The 17,208-nt window shown below is 59.5% G+C and carries 16 protein-coding genes; 14 read left to right on the forward strand and 2 right to left on the reverse strand.

Translation table 11 applies throughout. From position 1 onward, the window contains the following. Positions 1–12: 12 nt before the first annotated feature. From atpA to AKL25_RS03680, 4 genes are all read left to right on the forward strand, one after another. Positions 13–1,554, forward strand: a complete 1,542-nt coding sequence (atpA, locus tag AKL25_RS03665) for a F0F1 ATP synthase subunit alpha (protein ID WP_050476290.1) — start codon at positions 13–15, stop codon at positions 1,552–1,554. A gap of 30 nt (positions 1,555–1,584) precedes the next feature. Next, positions 1,585–2,454 carry a F0F1 ATP synthase subunit gamma gene (gene atpG, locus AKL25_RS03670; RefSeq protein ID WP_007883111.1) on the forward strand — a complete coding sequence of 290 codons (870 nt, stop codon included), beginning with the start codon at positions 1,585–1,587 and terminating at the stop codon, positions 2,452–2,454. Between the two features lie 56 nt (positions 2,455–2,510). Beyond that, on the forward strand, positions 2,511–3,911 hold the full coding sequence (gene atpD / locus AKL25_RS03675; protein WP_050476291.1) for a F0F1 ATP synthase subunit beta: 1,401 nt from the start codon (positions 2,511–2,513) through the stop codon (positions 3,909–3,911). A 71-nt stretch (positions 3,912–3,982) separates the two neighbouring features. Next, the gene (locus AKL25_RS03680; protein ID WP_050476292.1) at positions 3,983–4,405 is read left to right on the forward strand and encodes a F0F1 ATP synthase subunit epsilon; all 423 of its coding nucleotides are present in this window, start codon (positions 3,983–3,985) and stop codon (positions 4,403–4,405) included. 28 nt (positions 4,406–4,433) lie between these two features. On the opposite strand, the gene AKL25_RS24530 is transcribed toward AKL25_RS03680, so the two are convergent. After that, entirely contained in the window at positions 4,434–4,577 is a 144-nt protein-coding gene (locus tag AKL25_RS24530) for a hypothetical protein (protein ID WP_157050473.1), read from the reverse strand. Between the two features lie 84 nt (positions 4,578–4,661). On the opposite strand from AKL25_RS24530, the gene AKL25_RS03685 reads away from it, so the two are divergent. Genes AKL25_RS03685 through AKL25_RS03695 form a run of 3 tightly spaced genes read left to right on the forward strand, consistent with a single transcriptional unit; the run spans position 4,662 to position 6,721 of the window. Beyond that, complete coding sequence (locus AKL25_RS03685; RefSeq protein WP_050476293.1) at positions 4,662–5,087, forward strand: CoA-binding protein; 426 nt, start codon at positions 4,662–4,664, stop codon at positions 5,085–5,087. Positions 5,088–5,144: 57 nt separating this feature from the next. Next, positions 5,145–5,951, forward strand: a complete 807-nt coding sequence (locus tag AKL25_RS03690; protein ID WP_050476294.1) for a PPK2 family polyphosphate kinase — start codon at positions 5,145–5,147, stop codon at positions 5,949–5,951. 2 nt (positions 5,952–5,953) lie between these two features. Beyond that, on the forward strand, positions 5,954–6,721 hold the full coding sequence (locus AKL25_RS03695) for an SGNH/GDSL hydrolase family protein (RefSeq protein WP_050476295.1): 768 nt from the start codon (positions 5,954–5,956) through the stop codon (positions 6,719–6,721). Between the two features lie 101 nt (positions 6,722–6,822). On the opposite strand, the gene AKL25_RS03700 is transcribed toward AKL25_RS03695, so the two are convergent. After that, on the reverse strand, positions 6,823–7,596 hold the full coding sequence (locus AKL25_RS03700) for a transporter substrate-binding domain-containing protein (RefSeq protein WP_050476296.1): 774 nt from the start codon (positions 7,594–7,596) through the stop codon (positions 6,823–6,825). 163 nt (positions 7,597–7,759) lie between these two features. Here AKL25_RS03700 and hemE point away from each other — a divergent pair, with 163 nt between their 5' ends. The 7 genes from hemE (at position 7,760) to AKL25_RS03730 (ending at position 17,204) form a co-directional block, all read left to right on the forward strand. Then, the gene (gene hemE, locus AKL25_RS03705; RefSeq protein WP_050476297.1) at positions 7,760–8,839 is read left to right on the forward strand and encodes a uroporphyrinogen decarboxylase; all 1,080 of its coding nucleotides are present in this window, start codon (positions 7,760–7,762) and stop codon (positions 8,837–8,839) included. 459 nt (positions 8,840–9,298) lie between these two features. Next, on the forward strand, positions 9,299–9,559 hold the full coding sequence (locus AKL25_RS24085; protein WP_157050474.1) for a hypothetical protein: 261 nt from the start codon (positions 9,299–9,301) through the stop codon (positions 9,557–9,559). 4 nt (positions 9,560–9,563) lie between these two features. Beyond that, complete coding sequence (locus AKL25_RS03710; RefSeq protein WP_050476298.1) at positions 9,564–11,600, forward strand: primosomal protein N'; 2,037 nt, start codon at positions 9,564–9,566, stop codon at positions 11,598–11,600. A 149-nt stretch (positions 11,601–11,749) separates the two neighbouring features. Beyond that, positions 11,750–13,846, forward strand: a complete 2,097-nt coding sequence (locus AKL25_RS03715) for a prolyl oligopeptidase family serine peptidase (RefSeq protein WP_050476299.1) — start codon at positions 11,750–11,752, stop codon at positions 13,844–13,846. 168 nt (positions 13,847–14,014) lie between these two features. Continuing rightward, positions 14,015–15,742 (forward strand): arginine--tRNA ligase, encoded by a 1,728-nt coding sequence (gene argS / locus AKL25_RS03720; RefSeq protein ID WP_050476300.1) that lies wholly within the window; start codon positions 14,015–14,017, stop codon positions 15,740–15,742. A gap of 8 nt (positions 15,743–15,750) precedes the next feature. Beyond that, the gene (locus AKL25_RS03725) at positions 15,751–16,404 is read left to right on the forward strand and encodes an SPOR domain-containing protein (protein WP_050476301.1); all 654 of its coding nucleotides are present in this window, start codon (positions 15,751–15,753) and stop codon (positions 16,402–16,404) included. An 89-nt stretch (positions 16,405–16,493) separates the two neighbouring features. Continuing rightward, positions 16,494–17,204 (forward strand): thiol:disulfide interchange protein DsbA/DsbL, encoded by a 711-nt coding sequence (locus AKL25_RS03730; protein WP_050476302.1) that lies wholly within the window; start codon positions 16,494–16,496, stop codon positions 17,202–17,204. Positions 17,205–17,208: the final 4 nt, after the last annotated feature.

The following is a 17,208-nucleotide window of genomic DNA, read 5'->3' on the forward strand; positions in this document are numbered from 1 at the left end:
TTAGGAGTTAGTATGCAACTCAACGCATCTGAAATCAGCGAGCTGATCAAGAGCCGGATTCAAGGCCTTGGCGATACCGCTGAGATTCGCAATCAAGGCACGGTTATTTCCGTGTCCGACGGTATCTGCCGTATCCATGGTCTGTCTGACGTGATGCAAGGTGAGATGCTGGAATTCCCAGGCAACACTTTCGGTCTGGCGCTGAACCTCGAGCGCGATTCCGTGGGCGCCGTTATTCTGGGCGAGTACGAACACATTTCTGAAGGCGACACTGTCAAGTGCACCGGTCGTATTCTGGAAGTGCCTATCGGTCCTGAACTGCGCGGCCGTGTGGTCAACGCGCTGGGTCAGCCGATCGACGGCAAGGGTCCGGTCAACGCCAAGCTGACAGCCCCGATCGAAAAAATCGCTCCGGGCGTTATCGCCCGTCAATCGGTTTCCGAGCCGATGCAAACCGGCCTGAAGTCGATCGACTCGATGGTGCCTATCGGCCGCGGTCAACGCGAACTGATCATCGGTGACCGTCAAACCGGCAAGACTGCTGTTGCGATTGATGCGATCATCAATCAAAAGGGCCAGAACGTGACATGTATCTACGTCGCGATCGGTCAAAAAGCATCGTCGATCAAGAACATCGTGCGCTCGCTGGAGTCGCACGGCGCGATGGATTACACCATCGTCGTGGCAGCTTCGGCTTCGGAATCGGCAGCGATGCAATACGTGTCGGCCTACTCCGGCTGCGCCATGGGCGAATACTTCCGCGATCGCGGTCAAGACGCGCTGATCGTGTATGACGATCTGTCCAAGCAAGCGGTTGCTTACCGTCAGGTTTCCCTGCTGCTGCGCCGTCCACCTGGCCGTGAAGCGTATCCAGGCGACGTGTTCTACCTCCACAGCCGCCTCCTCGAGCGCGCAGCACGCGTCAACCCTGACTACGTCGAGAAGTTCACCAACGGCGAAGTCAAGGGCAAGACCGGTTCGCTGACAGCGTTGCCTATCATTGAAACACAAGCCGGCGACGTGTCCGCATTCGTTCCGACCAACGTGATTTCGATTACCGACGGTCAGATCTTCCTGGAAACATCGCTGTTCAACGCCGGTATCCGTCCTGCGATCAACGCCGGTATTTCGGTGTCGCGCGTCGGTGGCGCTGCTCAGACCAAGGTCATCAAGAGCCTGTCCGGCGGTATCCGTACCGACCTGGCGCAGTACCGTGAACTGGCTGCGTTCGCGCAGTTCGCTTCCGACCTGGACGAAGCAACCCGCAAGCAGCTGGACCGCGGTGCACGCGTGACCGAACTGTTGAAGCAGGCACAATACTCGCCGCTGTCGATTTCCCTGATGGCTGTGACATTGTTCGCCGTCAACAAGGGTTTCCTGGACGACGTCGAAGTCAAGAAGGTGCTGGCATTCGAAGCCGGTGTTCACAGCTTTGTGAAGACCAGCCACGCTGCCCTGCTGCAAAAGATCGAAGACACCAAGCAACTCGATAAAGATGCTGAAGCAGCATTGGCCGCTGCGATTGCCGATTTCAAAAAATCCGGCGCGTACTAATCTCAACTGAAGCTATAAGGAGTCAATCTCATGGCTACAGGTAAAGAGATACGTGGCAAGATCAAAAGCGTAGAAAATACGAAGAAGATCACCAAGGCGATGGAAATGGTCGCAGCATCCAAAATGCGCAAGGCGCAGGACCGGATGCATGCGGCGCGTCCCTACAGTGACAAGATTCGTAATATCGCTTCCAATCTGTCGCGGGCCAATCCGGAGTACACGCATCCGTTCATGGTCAAGCAGGACAGCGCCAAGAAGGTGGGTTTCATCATCGTCACGACCGATAAAGGTCTGTGCGGCGGCATGAACACCAACTCTCTGCGTCTGACCACTGCGAAGATCCGTGAACTGGAAGCGCAAGGCAATGCAGTCGAAACCGTTGCAATCGGCAACAAGGGCTTTGGTTTCCTGAACCGTATCGGCGCCAAAGTGGTGTCGCACGTGGTTCAGGTCGGCGACACGCCGCACCTGGAAAAGCTGATCGGCCCCGTCAAGGTGCTGCTCGATGCTTACCAGGAAGGCAAGCTGGATGCGGTTTATTTGGTCTATACCAAATTCATCAACACGATGCGCCAGGAACCGACCTTGCAGCAACTGTTGCCGCTCTCGAGCGACCAGTTGCAGGCAGACGAAGGCGCGCATTCGTGGGACTACATCTACGAACCCGATGTGCAAAGCGTGGTGGACGAGTTGCTGGTGCGTTATGTTGAAGCACTGATCTACCAGGCGGTGGCTGAAAATATGGCGTCCGAACAATCGGCCCGTATGGTGGCGATGAAGGCAGCAAGCGATAACGCCGGTAACGTGATCGGCGAGTTGAAGTTGGTCTACAACAAAACTCGTCAGGCAGCGATTACCAAGGAACTGTCCGAAATCGTCGCCGGTGCGGCAGCGGTCTAACGACGTAATGCAGAGATGCGTAACAGTATTTAATTTTATATATTGAAGGAACGAAAATGGCTGATGGCAAAATCGTTCAGTGTATCGGCGCTGTTGTGGACGTTGAATTTCCACGCGACGCGATGCCTAAGATTTACGACGCCTTGAAGATGGAAGGCTCGGAACTGACGCTGGAAGTGCAACAACAGCTCGGTGACGGTGTCGTGCGTACCATTGCACTGGGTACTTCGGATGGTCTGCGTCGCGGCATGACAATCAAGAACACCGGCAAGGGCATCACTGTGCCGGTCGGTAAGGCTACTCTGGGTCGTATCATGGACGTGCTGGGTAACCCGATCGACGAATGCGGTCCGGTGAGCCACGCACAAACAGCAACGATTCACCGCAAGGCTCCTGCATACGACGAACTGTCGCCATCGCAAGAACTGCTGGAAACCGGCATCAAGGTTATCGACCTGGTTTGCCCGTTCGCCAAGGGCGGTAAAGTTGGTCTGTTCGGCGGCGCGGGTGTGGGCAAGACCGTGAACATGATGGAACTGATCAACAACATCGCCAAGGCGCACAGCGGCTTGTCCGTGTTTGCCGGTGTCGGTGAGCGTACCCGTGAAGGTAACGACTTCTATCACGAAATGGCCGACGCCAAGGTTGTGGATCTGGAAACTCCGGAAAACTCCAAGGTCGCCATGGTCTACGGTCAGATGAACGAACCGCCGGGCAACCGTCTGCGCGTGGCGTTGACCGGTCTGACGATCGCTGAAGGCTTCCGTGATGAAGGCAAGGACGTTCTGTTCTTCGTCGACAACATCTACCGTTACACACTGGCCGGTACCGAAGTTTCCGCGCTGCTGGGCCGTATGCCTTCCGCAGTGGGTTACCAACCTACCCTGGCTGAAGAAATGGGCCGTCTGCAAGAGCGTATTACGTCGACCAAGACCGGTTCGATCACCTCGATCCAGGCCGTCTACGTTCCAGCGGATGACTTGACCGACCCGTCGCCTGCAACCACGTTTGCCCACTTGGATTCGACCGTCGTTCTGTCGCGTGACATCGCTTCGCTGGGTATCTACCCTGCGGTCGATCCGCTCGATTCGACATCGCGCCAGCTGGATCCGCAAGTCGTTGGTCAGGAACACTACGAAACAGCACGCGCTGTTCAAGGTATTCTGCAACGCTACAAGGAATTGCGCGACATTATCGCGATTCTGGGTATGGACGAACTGGCTCCGGAAGACAAGCTGCTGGTCGCGCGTGCTCGCAAGATGCAGCGTTTCCTGTCGCAACCGTTCCACGTCGCTGAAGTGTTTACCGGTTCCCCAGGTAAATACGTTTCGCTGAAAGACACGATCAAGGGCTTCAAGATGATCGCTAGCGGCGAACTCGATCACCTGCCGGAACAAGCGTTCTACATGGTTGGCACGATCGAAGAAGCAATCGAAAAGGCCAAGAAGATCAACTAAGATCTCTTGATTCTCGTGATGTCGCCCTTGCCTGAAATCCGGGCAAGGCGGCTGAACGGATAGGAAACGACATGGCACATACTATTCACGTTGACGTAGTCTCCGCCGAAGAAGAAATCTTCTCCGGCGAGGCAGAATTCGTCGCGTTGCCGGGTGAAGCGGGTGAGCTGGGGATTTATCCTCGCCACACCCCCTTGATCACGCGCATCAAGCCAGGTGCGGTACGCATCAAGATTCCTGGCCAGGCGCAAGACGAATTCGTTTTCGTCGCCGGCGGTTTGCTGGAAGTGCAACCTGACTGCGTGACCGTTCTGGCCGATACCGCAATCCGCGGTTCGGATCTGGACGAAGCCAAGGCAAGCGCTGCGAAGAAACTCGCAGAAGAAGCTCTGGCAAACCGCGATTCCAAGATCGATTACGCCGCAGCACAAGCCGAACTGGCGACTGCAGTAGCGCAATTGGCTGCGATTCAACGTCTGCGTCAGAAGCGTTAATTCGCTAGGCACTGCAAGCATTTCGCGATCAGTCATCAGCATCAATGAGAAAGGCAGCTTCGGCTGCCTTTTTTATTTTCCGCATCATTGCGCCAGGATTCTTGCCATCAGCGTTTGTTTCTTCAGCGTCCTGACTATGCGTGCTGGCAATTGCATGCACGCCGGCTTGCATGGGCTAGGCAGGGAGAGGGCGCTGCAGGCTGATTGCTGATGAGGTACAGTGGAACGCCGTGCACCATGAAGAAAGCCATCATCCATGAATGCAAGTACCGCATCAAAACCTGTCATCGCCGTCGTCGGGCTCTCGAATCGCCCCGACCGTCCCAGCTACGACGTCAGCGCCTATATGCAACACCACGGCTACCGCATCGTCGCGGTCAATCCCATGTACGCCGGTACGCAGATACTGGGCGAATATTGTCATGCGAATTTGCAGGACGCGGCACAGGCGCTCGCCGCTGCCGGCCTGAAAATCGACATCGTCGATTGTTTCCGCAAGTCGGCCGATATCCCGCCGGTGGTCGACGAGGCGATTGCCATCGGCGCCGCCTGCGTCTGGATGCAGCAGGGGATCGTCAACGAAGCCGCTGCGGCCAAGGCGCAAGCGGCAGGCCTGATAGTCGTCATGGACCGCTGCATCAAGATCGATCACGCCATGGGAATCACGCACGGCGTGTTGTAGTCCAAGCGCTTCCATGGGTTGAATGACCCGTATCCATCCGCAATCAAGGAGACCAGTGTGAGCATCCGCGAGCAATTCCGAGCGACAAAGAAAACCGAGATCAAAGACGAGAACGCAGCGCTCAAATCTCTTTCCAGCGGCGACAAAGCAGCCGACAAGTTGCAGGTCCAGAGTATCGCGGGGCAGATCGGCGAATTGCAGGCTAAGCTGTACGCTGCGAACGACAAGAAGGTGCTGGTGGTGCTGCAAGGCATGGACACCAGCGGCAAGGACGGCGCCGTCAGCGGCGTGTTCGGCAGCGTCAATCCGCAGGGCATACGGGTCGTCAGCTACAAGGCGCCCAGCACGCTGGAGAAGCAGCACGACTATCTCTGGCGCATCCATCAGCAGGTGCCGAAACAAGGCGAGCTGGCCGTCTTCAATCGCAGCCACTACGAAGACGTGCTGATCACGCGCGTGCACGACTGGATCGATGCGGCGGAATGCAAGCGCCGTTACGCGCACATCAACGACTTCGAGCGCATGCTCAGCGAGACCGGCACCGTCATCATCAAATGCTTCCTGCACATCTCCAAGGAAGAGCAGCGCGTGCGTCTGCAGGAGCGCGTTGACGATCCGACCAAGCATTGGAAATTCGAACTCGGCGATCTCGAAGAGCGCAAGAGCTGGGACGACTATCAGAAGGTTTATAGCCAGGCGATTCAGGCCACCGACGCCGATCACGCGCCCTGGTATGTGGTGCCGGCCAACTCCAAGACGCATCGCAACCTGGTGATCGCCAACATCGTGCTCGAGACCCTGCAAGACATGCAGCTGACCTATCCGCCGGCCAAGAAGGAACTCCTCGACCTCAAGGTCAAATAAGCATGCGACGTTGGCTGCCGGAAATCCTCGCGCTGCCCCTGTTGCCCTGGCTGCTGGTGCAGGGCAAACGCACGCGGCGTGTTACGCCGCGCATGCCGGAAGCGGCGGGCGAGCGTCATGGAGTCGGTCTTCCTGCGCAATCGATGTCGCCCGAAGCTGCGCCGTATTCGCTGCTCGCCATCGGCGAGTCGCCGGTGGCCGGTGTCGGCGTCGACACCCAGGAACAGGCGATCACTGCGCAACTGGCGCACAAGCTGGCAAGGCACTGGCAGCGTCCGGTAAGCTGGACTGCTTTCGGTAAAAACGGCGCGACAGTTGCAGACGCCATCCGTGACGTCGCGCCGCAACTGCCGGACAAGAAGGTGAATGTGGTGCTGATTGCCTTTGGCGTGAACGACAGCACCGCCTTTCGCAGCAGCGCCCGTTACCGGGACGATCTGGCGACCTTGATGCAACTGGTGCAGCAGCGCCTGCAGCCTGACTTGCTGGTCATCGCCGGCGTGCCGCCGCTGCATCTGTTTCCGGCGCTGCCGCAGCCCTTGCGTCACGTGCTCGGATTGAAGGCGAGCGCGCTCAGTGCGGCTGCAAAGTCGCTGGCGACAGCGCGGCCGCAGACGATTTTCGTTCCCGTGCAAAGCAATGCGCGCGACCGTTCGCTGATGGCAATCGACGGCTATCATCCGTCGGCGTCCGGCGTACTGTTATGGGCGGATCAACTTGCTGCGGCCATCGACGGCAGCATGGGCAAGCACGCTCGCTTCAAATACTGACAGGGTGCGCCGAAGCAGGAGCAAGGTCGCCGATGCCAGGCGGCCAGGCCGAACCCGGAATACCTGCGAGGGATTCGACCGGTCGACCTGCTACAAGAAGCTCAATGCAGCCACTTGTTGACGATGCGCTCGTAGTCGCCGGTCGCTTTGAGCATGTGCATCCAGGCATCCACGAATTCCTTGAAGGCGACATCCGCGCGCGGCAGCATGAAGGCCTTTTCGGCAAACTGCAGCGGCTTGTCCGGATTGATCGGGCAAAGCTCGGGATGCAGCTTGGCTTGCCACAGGACTTCGCTGGAATCGGTCACCATCACGTCGGCCTTGCCGTCGACGATCTGCTGGAAAATCGTCACGTTGTCCGGATGCAAGACCAGTTGCGCCTGCTTGAAGTTGGCGCGTGCAAAACGTTCGTTGGTGCCGCCCGGATTGAAGATCGCACGCGTTGCCGGCTTGTCGATCATGTCCAGCGTCTGGAATTTCGCAGCGTCTGCACAGCGCACGATAGGCGCCTTGCCGTCGACCATGTGCGCCGCGGCGAACGACGCCTTCTTCAGACGGTCCAGCGTGACCGATACGCCGCCCATGGCGACATCGCACTTGGACAGGAAATCGTTCATCAACGTCGGCCAGGACGTCTTGACGAACTGGACTTCAACGCCGAGCGCCTTGCCCAGCGATTGCGCCAGATCGACGTCGATGCCTTCAAAGCTGTTGTCTGTTTTGAAATAAGTGAACGGCTTGTAATCGCCGGTCATGCACACGCGCAACTTGCCGGTCTTGAGTATTTCGTCGAGACGGCTGCCTTCCGCCGCCTGTGCCGTCTGCATGGATAAGCCGGCGCACAGCAAGCCGAACGCAATCAACCATTTTTTCATGTCATCCTCCTGATTATTTTATTGAGCGACGACGATATCACGCAGGTTTCCCGTCATCAATCCGTCAGGCCAAAATGATTGCATGGCCGGCCGGGGCAAGGTCTCTGATTTGCCGTTTGAGTGCGATAATAGCGGATTGCCGACTTGCTCCACACGATCGCTCATGTCCCAATTTGCTCCGCTGAAAAACGATACCTTCCTGCGCGCCTTGCTGCGTCAGCCGACCGATTACACGCCGCTGTGGCTGATGCGTCAGGCCGGCCGCTATTTGCCGGAATACCGCGCCACGCGCGCGCGCGCCGGTTCCTTTCTGGGGCTGGCGAAGAATCCTGATTACGCCACCGAAGTCACGCTGCAACCGCTGGAGCGTTATCCGCTGGACGCCGCGATTCTGTTCTCCGATATCCTGACCGTGCCGGATGCGATGGGACTGGGCCTGTTCTTCGCCGACGGCGAAGGCCCGAAATTCGAGCGCCCGTTGCGCGACGAAAAAGCCGTCATGGCCTTGCAGGCGCCCGAACCGGGCAGTCTGCAATACGTGTTCGACGCCGTGACGCAGATCCGCACCGAGCTGAACGGCCGCGTGCCGCTGATCGGTTTTTCCGGCAGCCCCTGGACCCTGGCTTGCTACATGGTCGAAGGCGGCGGTTCGGACGACTTCCGCACCGTCAAGACCATGCTCTACGACCGTCCGGATCTGATGCATCACATCCTCAAGACCAATGCCGCTGCGGTGGCGGCCTACCTGAACGCGCAGATCGACGCCGGCGCGCAGGCCGTGATGATCTTCGACACCTGGGGCGGTGCGCTGGCCGACGGCATTTATCAGGAGTTTTCGCTCCAGTACATGGCCGAGGTCATGCGCCAGCTCAAGCGCGAAAAAGATGGCGTCACGATTCCTGCGATCGTGTTTACCAAGGGCGGCGGTCTCTGGCTGGAGCAAATTGCGGCGATCGGCACCGATGCCGTCGGTCTCGACTGGACCGTCAATCTGGCGGACGCGCGTCGCCGGGTCGGCGACAAGGTCGCTTTGCAAGGCAATCTGGATCCGAACGTCCTGTTTGCCGGCCACGCGCAGATCCAGGCGGAGGTTCGCAAGTTGCTGGCTTCGTTCGGCGCACCGTCGGCCGGCAACGGCCACGTCTTCAACCTCGGCCACGGTATTTCGCAATTCACGCCTCCCGAAGCCGTCACCGTGCTGGTGGAAGCCGTCCACAGCATCAGCCGCGAGCTGCGCCAATAAGGTGAAGATTCCTGGCGGAAGACGAGCACATACTCACCCGCATGAAAACGAGGCGAATTTTGATAATTTGCCATCACTTATGCACAAAGCCGGGGCTTTTCTTAGCAGGAATCATTCATATCCATATTTATAATTCCTTCGATTTGTGAATCGCCCAAGTCATTGATTTTAAACGTGTTTGTTTCTTGCATGGGTTTTGTGCAAACTATCGAGACCCGCATGAAATGTGGGCCGCAGGGCTGTCAAGAGGGACTTGCCCACAAAGTTATCCACAGGATTTGTGGATAGTTGAAAAAGCACTTATGAAACCGTGGGTTACGTGTACTTTTCAAGTTTTACTTGAGAAATATTCAGGAATTCCTACCGGCTTGTCGGGAGTTTACTGACAAATTTTGCTTGACAGAAACTGGTGCGGACGATCTCGCGGTGATGCCGTTTTAGTGCGGAATATCTGGACTTATGCACAAAATTACTTTGATGCGCGGCAATAATAAAAAATTAAAAATTATTTTTATGGCTGGCAGCGAGTTTTGTAAACGATTGATTTTAAAGGAATTAAATTTTGCTTTTGATTTAGGCAATTTATTGAAACCCGCATCCAGTCTGGGGAAAACCTTGTCAAGGCCGAGTTGTGCACAAAGTTATCCACAGCTTGTGTGGATAGTTGAAAAAGTAGTTATGAAACCGTTAGTTAGGTCACCTTTTCAGGAATTACATTAAGTTCGTGGAACAACGCATCCTTCAGATCGCCCTCGATACTCCCCTTGACAGAGTTTTCGATTATCGCTGGCAGCGGGTCGCCGACGAGGCCGAACCGCAAGTCGGGCAATTGGCGATCGTGCCCTTCGGTCGGCGTGAGGTGGCGGGGCTGATCGTCGGCCTGGCGGACCGGACCGACGTACCGCAGGACAAACTCAAGGACGTCATCGCCGTACGCAGCCAACTGTCGCCGTTGTCGGCGCAATGGCGGGCGCTGTGCAGCTTCGCCGCCGATTACTACCAGCGCCCGCTGGGCGAGGTCGCGCTGCCCGGCCTGCCGAAGAATCTGCGCACCCTCACCACGACCGCTCTGGATCGCGCCCTGAAGAAACTGGGCAAGCTGAGCGCCGGCCATGACGGCAGTCCGGTCAATACGCCGCAATTGAAGCCGGAACAGCAGGAGGCCGTCGACGCCATCGCCACGGCGCAGGGTTTTGCGCCTTTGCTGCTGTACGGCGTGACCGGCAGCGGCAAGACCGAGGTCTACCTGCAGGCGGCGGCGCGCATCCTGGCGCAAAGCGAAGCGGCGGGCGAGGTCGCACAGATTCTCGTGCTGGTGCCGGAAATCAACCTGACGCCCCAGCTCGAATCGAATATCCGCGCCCGGTTTCCCGGCGTGCACGTGGTCAGCCTGCATAGCGGCCTGGCCGAGGGCGAGCGTACGCTCAGCTGGCTGGCCGCGCATCAGGGGCAGGCGCGCATCGTGCTCGGCACGCGGCTGGCGATCCTGTCTTCGCTGCCGCATCTCAAACTGATCGTCATCGACGAAGAGCACGACCCGTCCTACAAGCAGCAGGAAGGCTTGCGCTATTCCGCGCGCGACCTGGCGGTGTGGCGCGCGCATCAACTGGGGATTCCGGTGGTGCTGGGCTCGGCCACGCCGTCGCTGGAAACCTGGCAGCACACGCAGGCCGGGCGCTATCGCAAATTGCAACTGCGCGAACGCGCGGTGCGCGACGCCGTCCTGCCCAAAGTGAAAATGATCGACATGGAGCGCGATCGTCCCAACGACGGTCTGACGTCGACCCTGGTCGCGGCGCTGAAGCTGCGGCTGGAACGCGGCGAGCAATCGCTGCTGTTTCTCAACCGCCGCGGCTATGCGCCGGTGCTCAACTGCGACGCTTGCGGCTGGATCAGCAATTGCATGCGCTGCACCTCGTTCATGGTGTTGCACAAGCCGGAGCGGCGCCTGCGCTGCCACCATTGCAGCCTCGAGTTGTACATCCCCAAAGCCTGCCCGACCTGCGGCAACGTCGACCTGCAACCGCTGGGGCGCGGTACGCAGCGCGTCGAGGAAGGCTTGCAGGCGATGTTCCCCGAGGCGCGCGTCTTGCGCATCGACGCCGATTCCACCCGGCTCAAAGGCGCGGCGCAGAATGCATTCGACAGCGTGCATCGCGGCGAAGTCGATATCCTGATCGGCACGCAGATGGTCGCCAAGGGCCACGACTTCAAGCGCCTGACCCTGGTCGGCGTGATGAACCCGGACACGGCGCTGTTTTCGCACGACTATCGCGCCAGCGAGCGCCTGTTCGCGCAACTGATGCAGGTCGCCGGCCGCGCCGGCCGGGCTGGGCAAAAAGAAGGCGGCTCGCCCAGCGAGGTGCTGATCCAGAGCCGCTATCCGCATCACCCGCTCTACGGCGCAGTGGCCGCGCACGATTACGACGGTTTTGCTACCCAACTGCTGGAAGAACGCCAGCAGGCGGCGTTGCCGCCATTCATCTACCAGGCGCTGCTGCGTGCGGAAGCCGCCGAGATCGATACCGCCCTGAGCTTCCTGAAAGACGCCGCCGGCTGCCTGGAGCATCCCGGCATCACCATCAACGACCCGATTCCCATGACCATGACGCGTGTGGCCAATGTGGAGCGCGCGCAATTGCTGATCGAATGCGCCTCGCGGCCGGCGTTGCAAGCCTTCCTGCGCGACTGGCTGGATGTGCTGCGGCAGATGAAGACGCGCGCCAAATGGTCGCTGGAAGTGGATCCGGTTGATATATGATGGTCGCCGGTGGCGCTCCTGCCGCGTAGCGCCGGCAGTCTTGCTTTTGCGTTCAGCTTGCATCGCCGTTTTGTTGGCGACATATAAAAATAAAAAGACGGCGCGTTCGGAATTCAGGGAGGGGAATCATTTTATGGATCCTTTAATTTATGTCTCTCTTGCCCTCATGGCCCTCTCATCCCGATCCTTATTTATCGCTTGAAACCGATACGCCGGCGTCGCTGGCGTGGATCGCACAACAGAATCAACGCACGCGCGAGCGCTGGCAAGATGCGCCTGTCTTCGAACAGATCAGGCCGCGGCTGGAACGTGCTTACCTGCCCAGGGATTTGCCCGTCACGCCGCAACGCGAACAAGACTACGCCTACGATGTCCTGGTAGATGGCGACCATCCCAGGGGATTGTGGCGTCGCATGCGGTGGGATGACTGGCGCGCCGGCGCCGGACAGTGGCAGGACCTGCTGGATATCGATGCGCTGGGCGAGAGCGAAGGCGTCGAATGGCAACTGATTGATTGCCAGATTCTTTATCCGGACGGCGACCGGGCGCTGGTCATCCTTTCTCCCGGCGGATCGGATGCGACCGTCATGCGTGAATTCGATATCGATGCCCGCGCCTTTGTCGACAACGGCTTTTCCCTGCCGCACGCCGGGAATCATTCGGCATCATGGATAGACAGAAATACGCTCTATGTCCTGTGGGATGCGGGCGACGATACGCAGTCGCCGCTCACGCATTGCGGCTTTCCGTATCAAGCCAGGCGCTGGTCGCGGGGAACCGCAGTGCAGGACGCCGCCGTTGTGTTCAGCGGCGAAGCGAAGGACGATTCAGTGTATGTCTGGTTCGATCCGCATACGCAGCGCCACGAGGCCTTGCGCGGTGTCGATTTCTTCGACCAGCATGCGTACTACATGGACGCGGACGGTCAGTGGCAGGCTTATGCATTGCCGGCCTGGGTGCATGGCGGATACTGGAACGGCTGGCTGATTCTCTCGCTGCGGCAGGAATGGGAGTGCCAGGGTGTGTCATACCCCGGCGGCACGCTGCTGGCGGTGCGGGACAAAGAATTCCTCGCACATGACTGGTCGTCCCTCACCGTTTTATTCTCGCCCACCGACGAGACGTCGGCAGCAAACTGGCAAGGCGCCAAACATCATTTGCTGGTGTCTTATCTGAACGATCTGCAGAGCATGGTGCTTATCCACAGCCCGCTCCAGGGGGCCGATGGTGCATGGACATGGACGCGCTGCGACCTGGCCTTGCCCGGTCATGCGCATGTCACGGTCTCGGCGGTCGCTCCCGAGCTCAATGACGATGTCTATGTCAGCCTGACCGGCTATCTGGCGCCGGCGCAATACTGGCTGGCCGACCTGGTTGCGCCTGTCGCGTGGGATCATTTGAACGCGCGCACCCTGATCGGCAGCGATCCGGCCCCGTTCGACGCAAGCACATTGGATATCTGCCGCCGCAATGCCCGTTCCGCCGACGGCACGCGCATACCGTATGTCGTGGTCGGGGCGCGCGGGCGGCTGGCGGGGGAGACCGCGTCGCCCTGCCTGCTGACCGGATACGGCGGCTTCGGCGTCATCCTCGAGCCGCATCATCTGGTCGGCCCCGCCATCGGCTGGCTCGAGGCGGGCGGCATCTACGTCGAGGCGCACATCCGCGGCGGCGGCGAATTCGGCGAACAATGGCATCAGGCTGCGCAACGGGACATGCGTCAGCGTTGTTTCGACGATTTCATTGCCGTCGCCGAGGATCTCATTGCCGCCGGCCTGACGACGCCGGCGCAACTCGGTATCCAGGGTGCCAGCAACGGCGGTTTGCTGGTAGCGGCGTGCATGGTGCAGCGCCCCGATCTGTTCGGCGCGGTGGTGTGCGAGGGCGCCTTGCTGGACATGCAGCGTTACCCGCACCTGCATATGGGGTCGGTCTGGATTGACGAGTATGGCGACCCGGACGACGAGCAAGAGGCGGTCACCTTGATCGCCTATTCTCCGTACCACCGGGTGGACGCCGCCGCAGCTTATCCGCCGGTACTGTTCACCACCAGCGCCAACGACGACCGCGTGCATCCCGGCCACGCCCGCAAGATGGCGGCATTGATGCACGGCCAGGGGCACCGGGATGTCTGGTACCTGGAGAAGCAGGACGGCGGGCACGGGATGCTCGACGCGCGTCAGTATGCGCAGTCCGAGGCATTGGTCTTCAGCTTCTTGCAGCAACTTCTGATGCGACGGCGATAAATACGGCACAGGATTTGTTGTTCCCATGGCAACGCGGATAACCGGTTTTGTAATCGCATCTGCTGCATATGAGTAGCGCCAAGCCGGTATAATCCGGGGTTTATATATTCCTGTGCGCAGTGCGTTGCCGGTTTCCGGGCAGCCTCGTCGCCGACCCCATCTGTTCCCATGCTTGCTCAACAAAAACAACGCATCACCGAATTATTCCAGGCCGCGCTGGCGCCGCTGATCGCCGGCACCGACCTGACGCCGACCGTCACGCTGGAGCGCCCGCGCGACCCGTCGCATGGCGATATCGCCTGCAACCTGGCCATGCAACTGGCCAAGCCGCTCAAGAAAAACCCGCGCGAACTGGCGCAGGCGCTGGTGGATGGCGTGCTGTCCCAGCCCGGCCGCGAAGAGCTGATTTCGTCGGCCGACATCGCCGGCCCCGGTTTCATCAACCTGCGCGTGGCCGACGCCGCCAAGCAGGCCGTGGTCAAGACCATCCTGGCCGAGGGCGCGCAATACGGCAAGAGCACGGCCGGCGCCGGCAAGAAGGTGCTGGTCGAATTCGTCTCCGCCAATCCGACCGGTCCGCTGCACGTCGGTCACGGCCGCCAGGGCGCGCTGGGCGACGCCATGTCGGCGCTGCTGCAATCGCAGGGCTACGACGTCTTGCGCGAGTTCTACTACAACGACGCCGGCGTGCAGATCGCCACGCTGGCCACTTCCGTGCAGGCGCGCGCCAAGGGCTTCAAGCCGGGCGACGCCGAATGGCCGGAATCGGCCTACAACGGCGACTACATTGCCGACATCGCCGACGACTTCAAAGCCAAGAAAACCGTCTCCGCCAGCGATGGCGAACCGGCCACCGCCAGCGGCGACGTCGAAGATATCGAATCGATCCGCCGTTTTGCCGTGGCCTATCTGCGCCGCGAGCAGGATCTGGACTTGCAGGCTTTCGGCGTCAAGTTCGACAACTACTATCTGGAGTCTTCGCTCTACACCGAGGGCAAGGTGACGGCCGCGGTCGAGGCGCTGATCAAGGCCGGCAAGACCTATGAGCTGGACGGCGCGCTGTGGCTCAAGACCACCGACTACGGCGACGACAAAGACCGCGTCATGAAAAAGACCGACGGCACCTATACCTATTTCGTGCCCGACGTCGCCTACCACATCACCAAATGGCAGCGCGGTTACGGCAAGGTCATCAACGTCCAGGGCAGCGACCACCACGGCACCATCGCGCGCGTGCGCGCCGGTCTGCAGGCGGCCAATGTCGGCATTCCGCAAGGCTATCCCGACTACGTGCTGCACAAGATGGTCACCGTGATGAAGAACGGCGAAGAGGTGAAGATTTCCAAACGCGCCGGTTCCTATGTCACCTTGCGCGATCTGATCGAATGGTCGAACGGCGCTGAAGCGGACGCTGGCGATCTGACGCGCGGCCGCGACGCCGTGCGCTTCTTCCTGATCTCGCGCAAGGCCGACAGCGAATTCGTGTTCGACGTCGACGTCGCGCTGACCCGTAACGATGAAAACCCGGTCTACTACGTGCAGTACGCGCATGCGCGCATCTGCTCGGTGCTGGCGCAATGGGCCGGCGACGACGCCACGCTGGACCAGGTCTCCGACCTGTCGCCGCTGACCGCTCCGCGCGAAGTCAGCCTGCTGGCCAAGCTGGCCGAATATCCGGAAGCGCTGGCGCATGCCCTGCAAGAGCTGGGGCCGCATCAGGTGGCTTTCTATCTGCGCGATCTGGCAGGCGAGTTGCATAGCTACTACAATGCAGAACGCGTGCTGGTCGACGACGTCCCTACCAAGATGGCGCGTCTGGCATTGATGAGCGCCACGCGCCAGGTGTTGCGCAATGGTCTGGCGCTGATCGGCGTATCCGCTCCGTCAAGAATGTAACTCTGCAGATGAATACACAAGTGAAACAACACCAAGCAAATCTTCGCAAGCAAGCCGGCGGCACCTTCCTCGGTCTCATTCTCGGTCTCATCGTCGGCCTCGGCATTGCCGTGGTGGTGGCGCTGATGATCACCAAGTCGCCGATCCCCTTCGTCAACAAGGTGACCAAGCAGGAACGCACCGAACTGTCGCCGGGCCAGGCCGCCGATCCGAACAAGCCGCTGTACGGCAACAAGGACGTTACCAAGGAAGCGCCACCGGCGCCGAAGGATCCGGATCAGAAGCCGGCTGCCGACGCCAAGAAACCGGACACGCCGCCAAAGACGACAGATGCGCCGAAGACCGCCGACGTGCCGAAAGACAAGGACAAGCTGGCCGCCATCACCAAGGATCAGCCTGCCAAATCGGAAAGCGCCGCCGACGACAAGTGGACCTATTTCCTGCAGACCGGCGCCTTCCGTGAACAGGCCGACGCCGAGAACGCACGCGCCAAGCTGGCGCTGCTGGGATTCGAAGCCAAGGTCAGCGAGCGTCCGTCCGACAACGGCACCTTGTATCGCGTGCGTATCGGCCCCATCGGACAATCGGAAACAGTGAACCGGATGCGCAGCAAGTTGTCTGACAGCGGCATCGATGCAGCCATCGTGCGCATTCCAAAATAATTTTTAATTGATCGTTTATTTGCGCTTCGCCACTGTCGGGATCTGTTTGCTTCCACAGTGCTTGCGCACCTTGAGAAGGGGTTAAGTTTATGCGTTTGTTCCGCCATGCTCTCGCTGCCATCAGCCTGGGTTTGCTGGCCGTTTCGGTCAGCGCGTCTCCTGCCAATCCGCAAAACGGCACTGATTATCGTACGCTGGAGCAAGCCCAGCCGACCGATTCCGGCAAGAAGATCGAAGTCACCGAATTCTTCTGGTACAGCTGCCCGCACTGCGCAGCCTTTGATCCGTCGCTGAGCGCCTGGGTCAAAAAGCAGGGCGACAAGATTGTCTTCAAGCAAGTGCCGGTTGCCTTCCGCGAGTCCTTCATTCCCCAGCAAAAGCTCTACTACACGCTGGAAGCCATGGGCAAGACGGCGGAAATGAATCCGAAGATTTTCCAGGCCATCCACGTTGATCGCCAACGCGTCGACACCGACAAGACCATCCTGGAATTCATCGAGAAACAGGGCATCGACAAGCAGAAGTTCCTCGACCTGTACAACTCCTTCGGCGTGCAGACCAAGGTCCGCCGCGCCGCGCAATTGCAGGAGGCCTACAAGATCGACGGCGTGCCGACGATCGCCATCGACGGCCGTTTCCTGACCTCGCCTTCGATCGCCGGCACCTCGATGGCCAATCAGCCTGAGTCCATGCAACAAGCTGCATCCCTGCAAGTCATGGATCATCTGGTGGCCAAGCTGGCTGCGGAAAAAGGCAGCGAAAAGCCGGCTGAAGCGGCCAAGCCAGCCAAGAAGAAATAAGCTT

The sequence above is a fragment of the Herbaspirillum rhizosphaerae genome (assembly GCF_001189965.1).
In the GTDB taxonomy this organism is placed as follows: Bacteria; Pseudomonadota; Gammaproteobacteria; order Burkholderiales; family Burkholderiaceae_D; genus Herbaspirillum; species Herbaspirillum rhizosphaerae.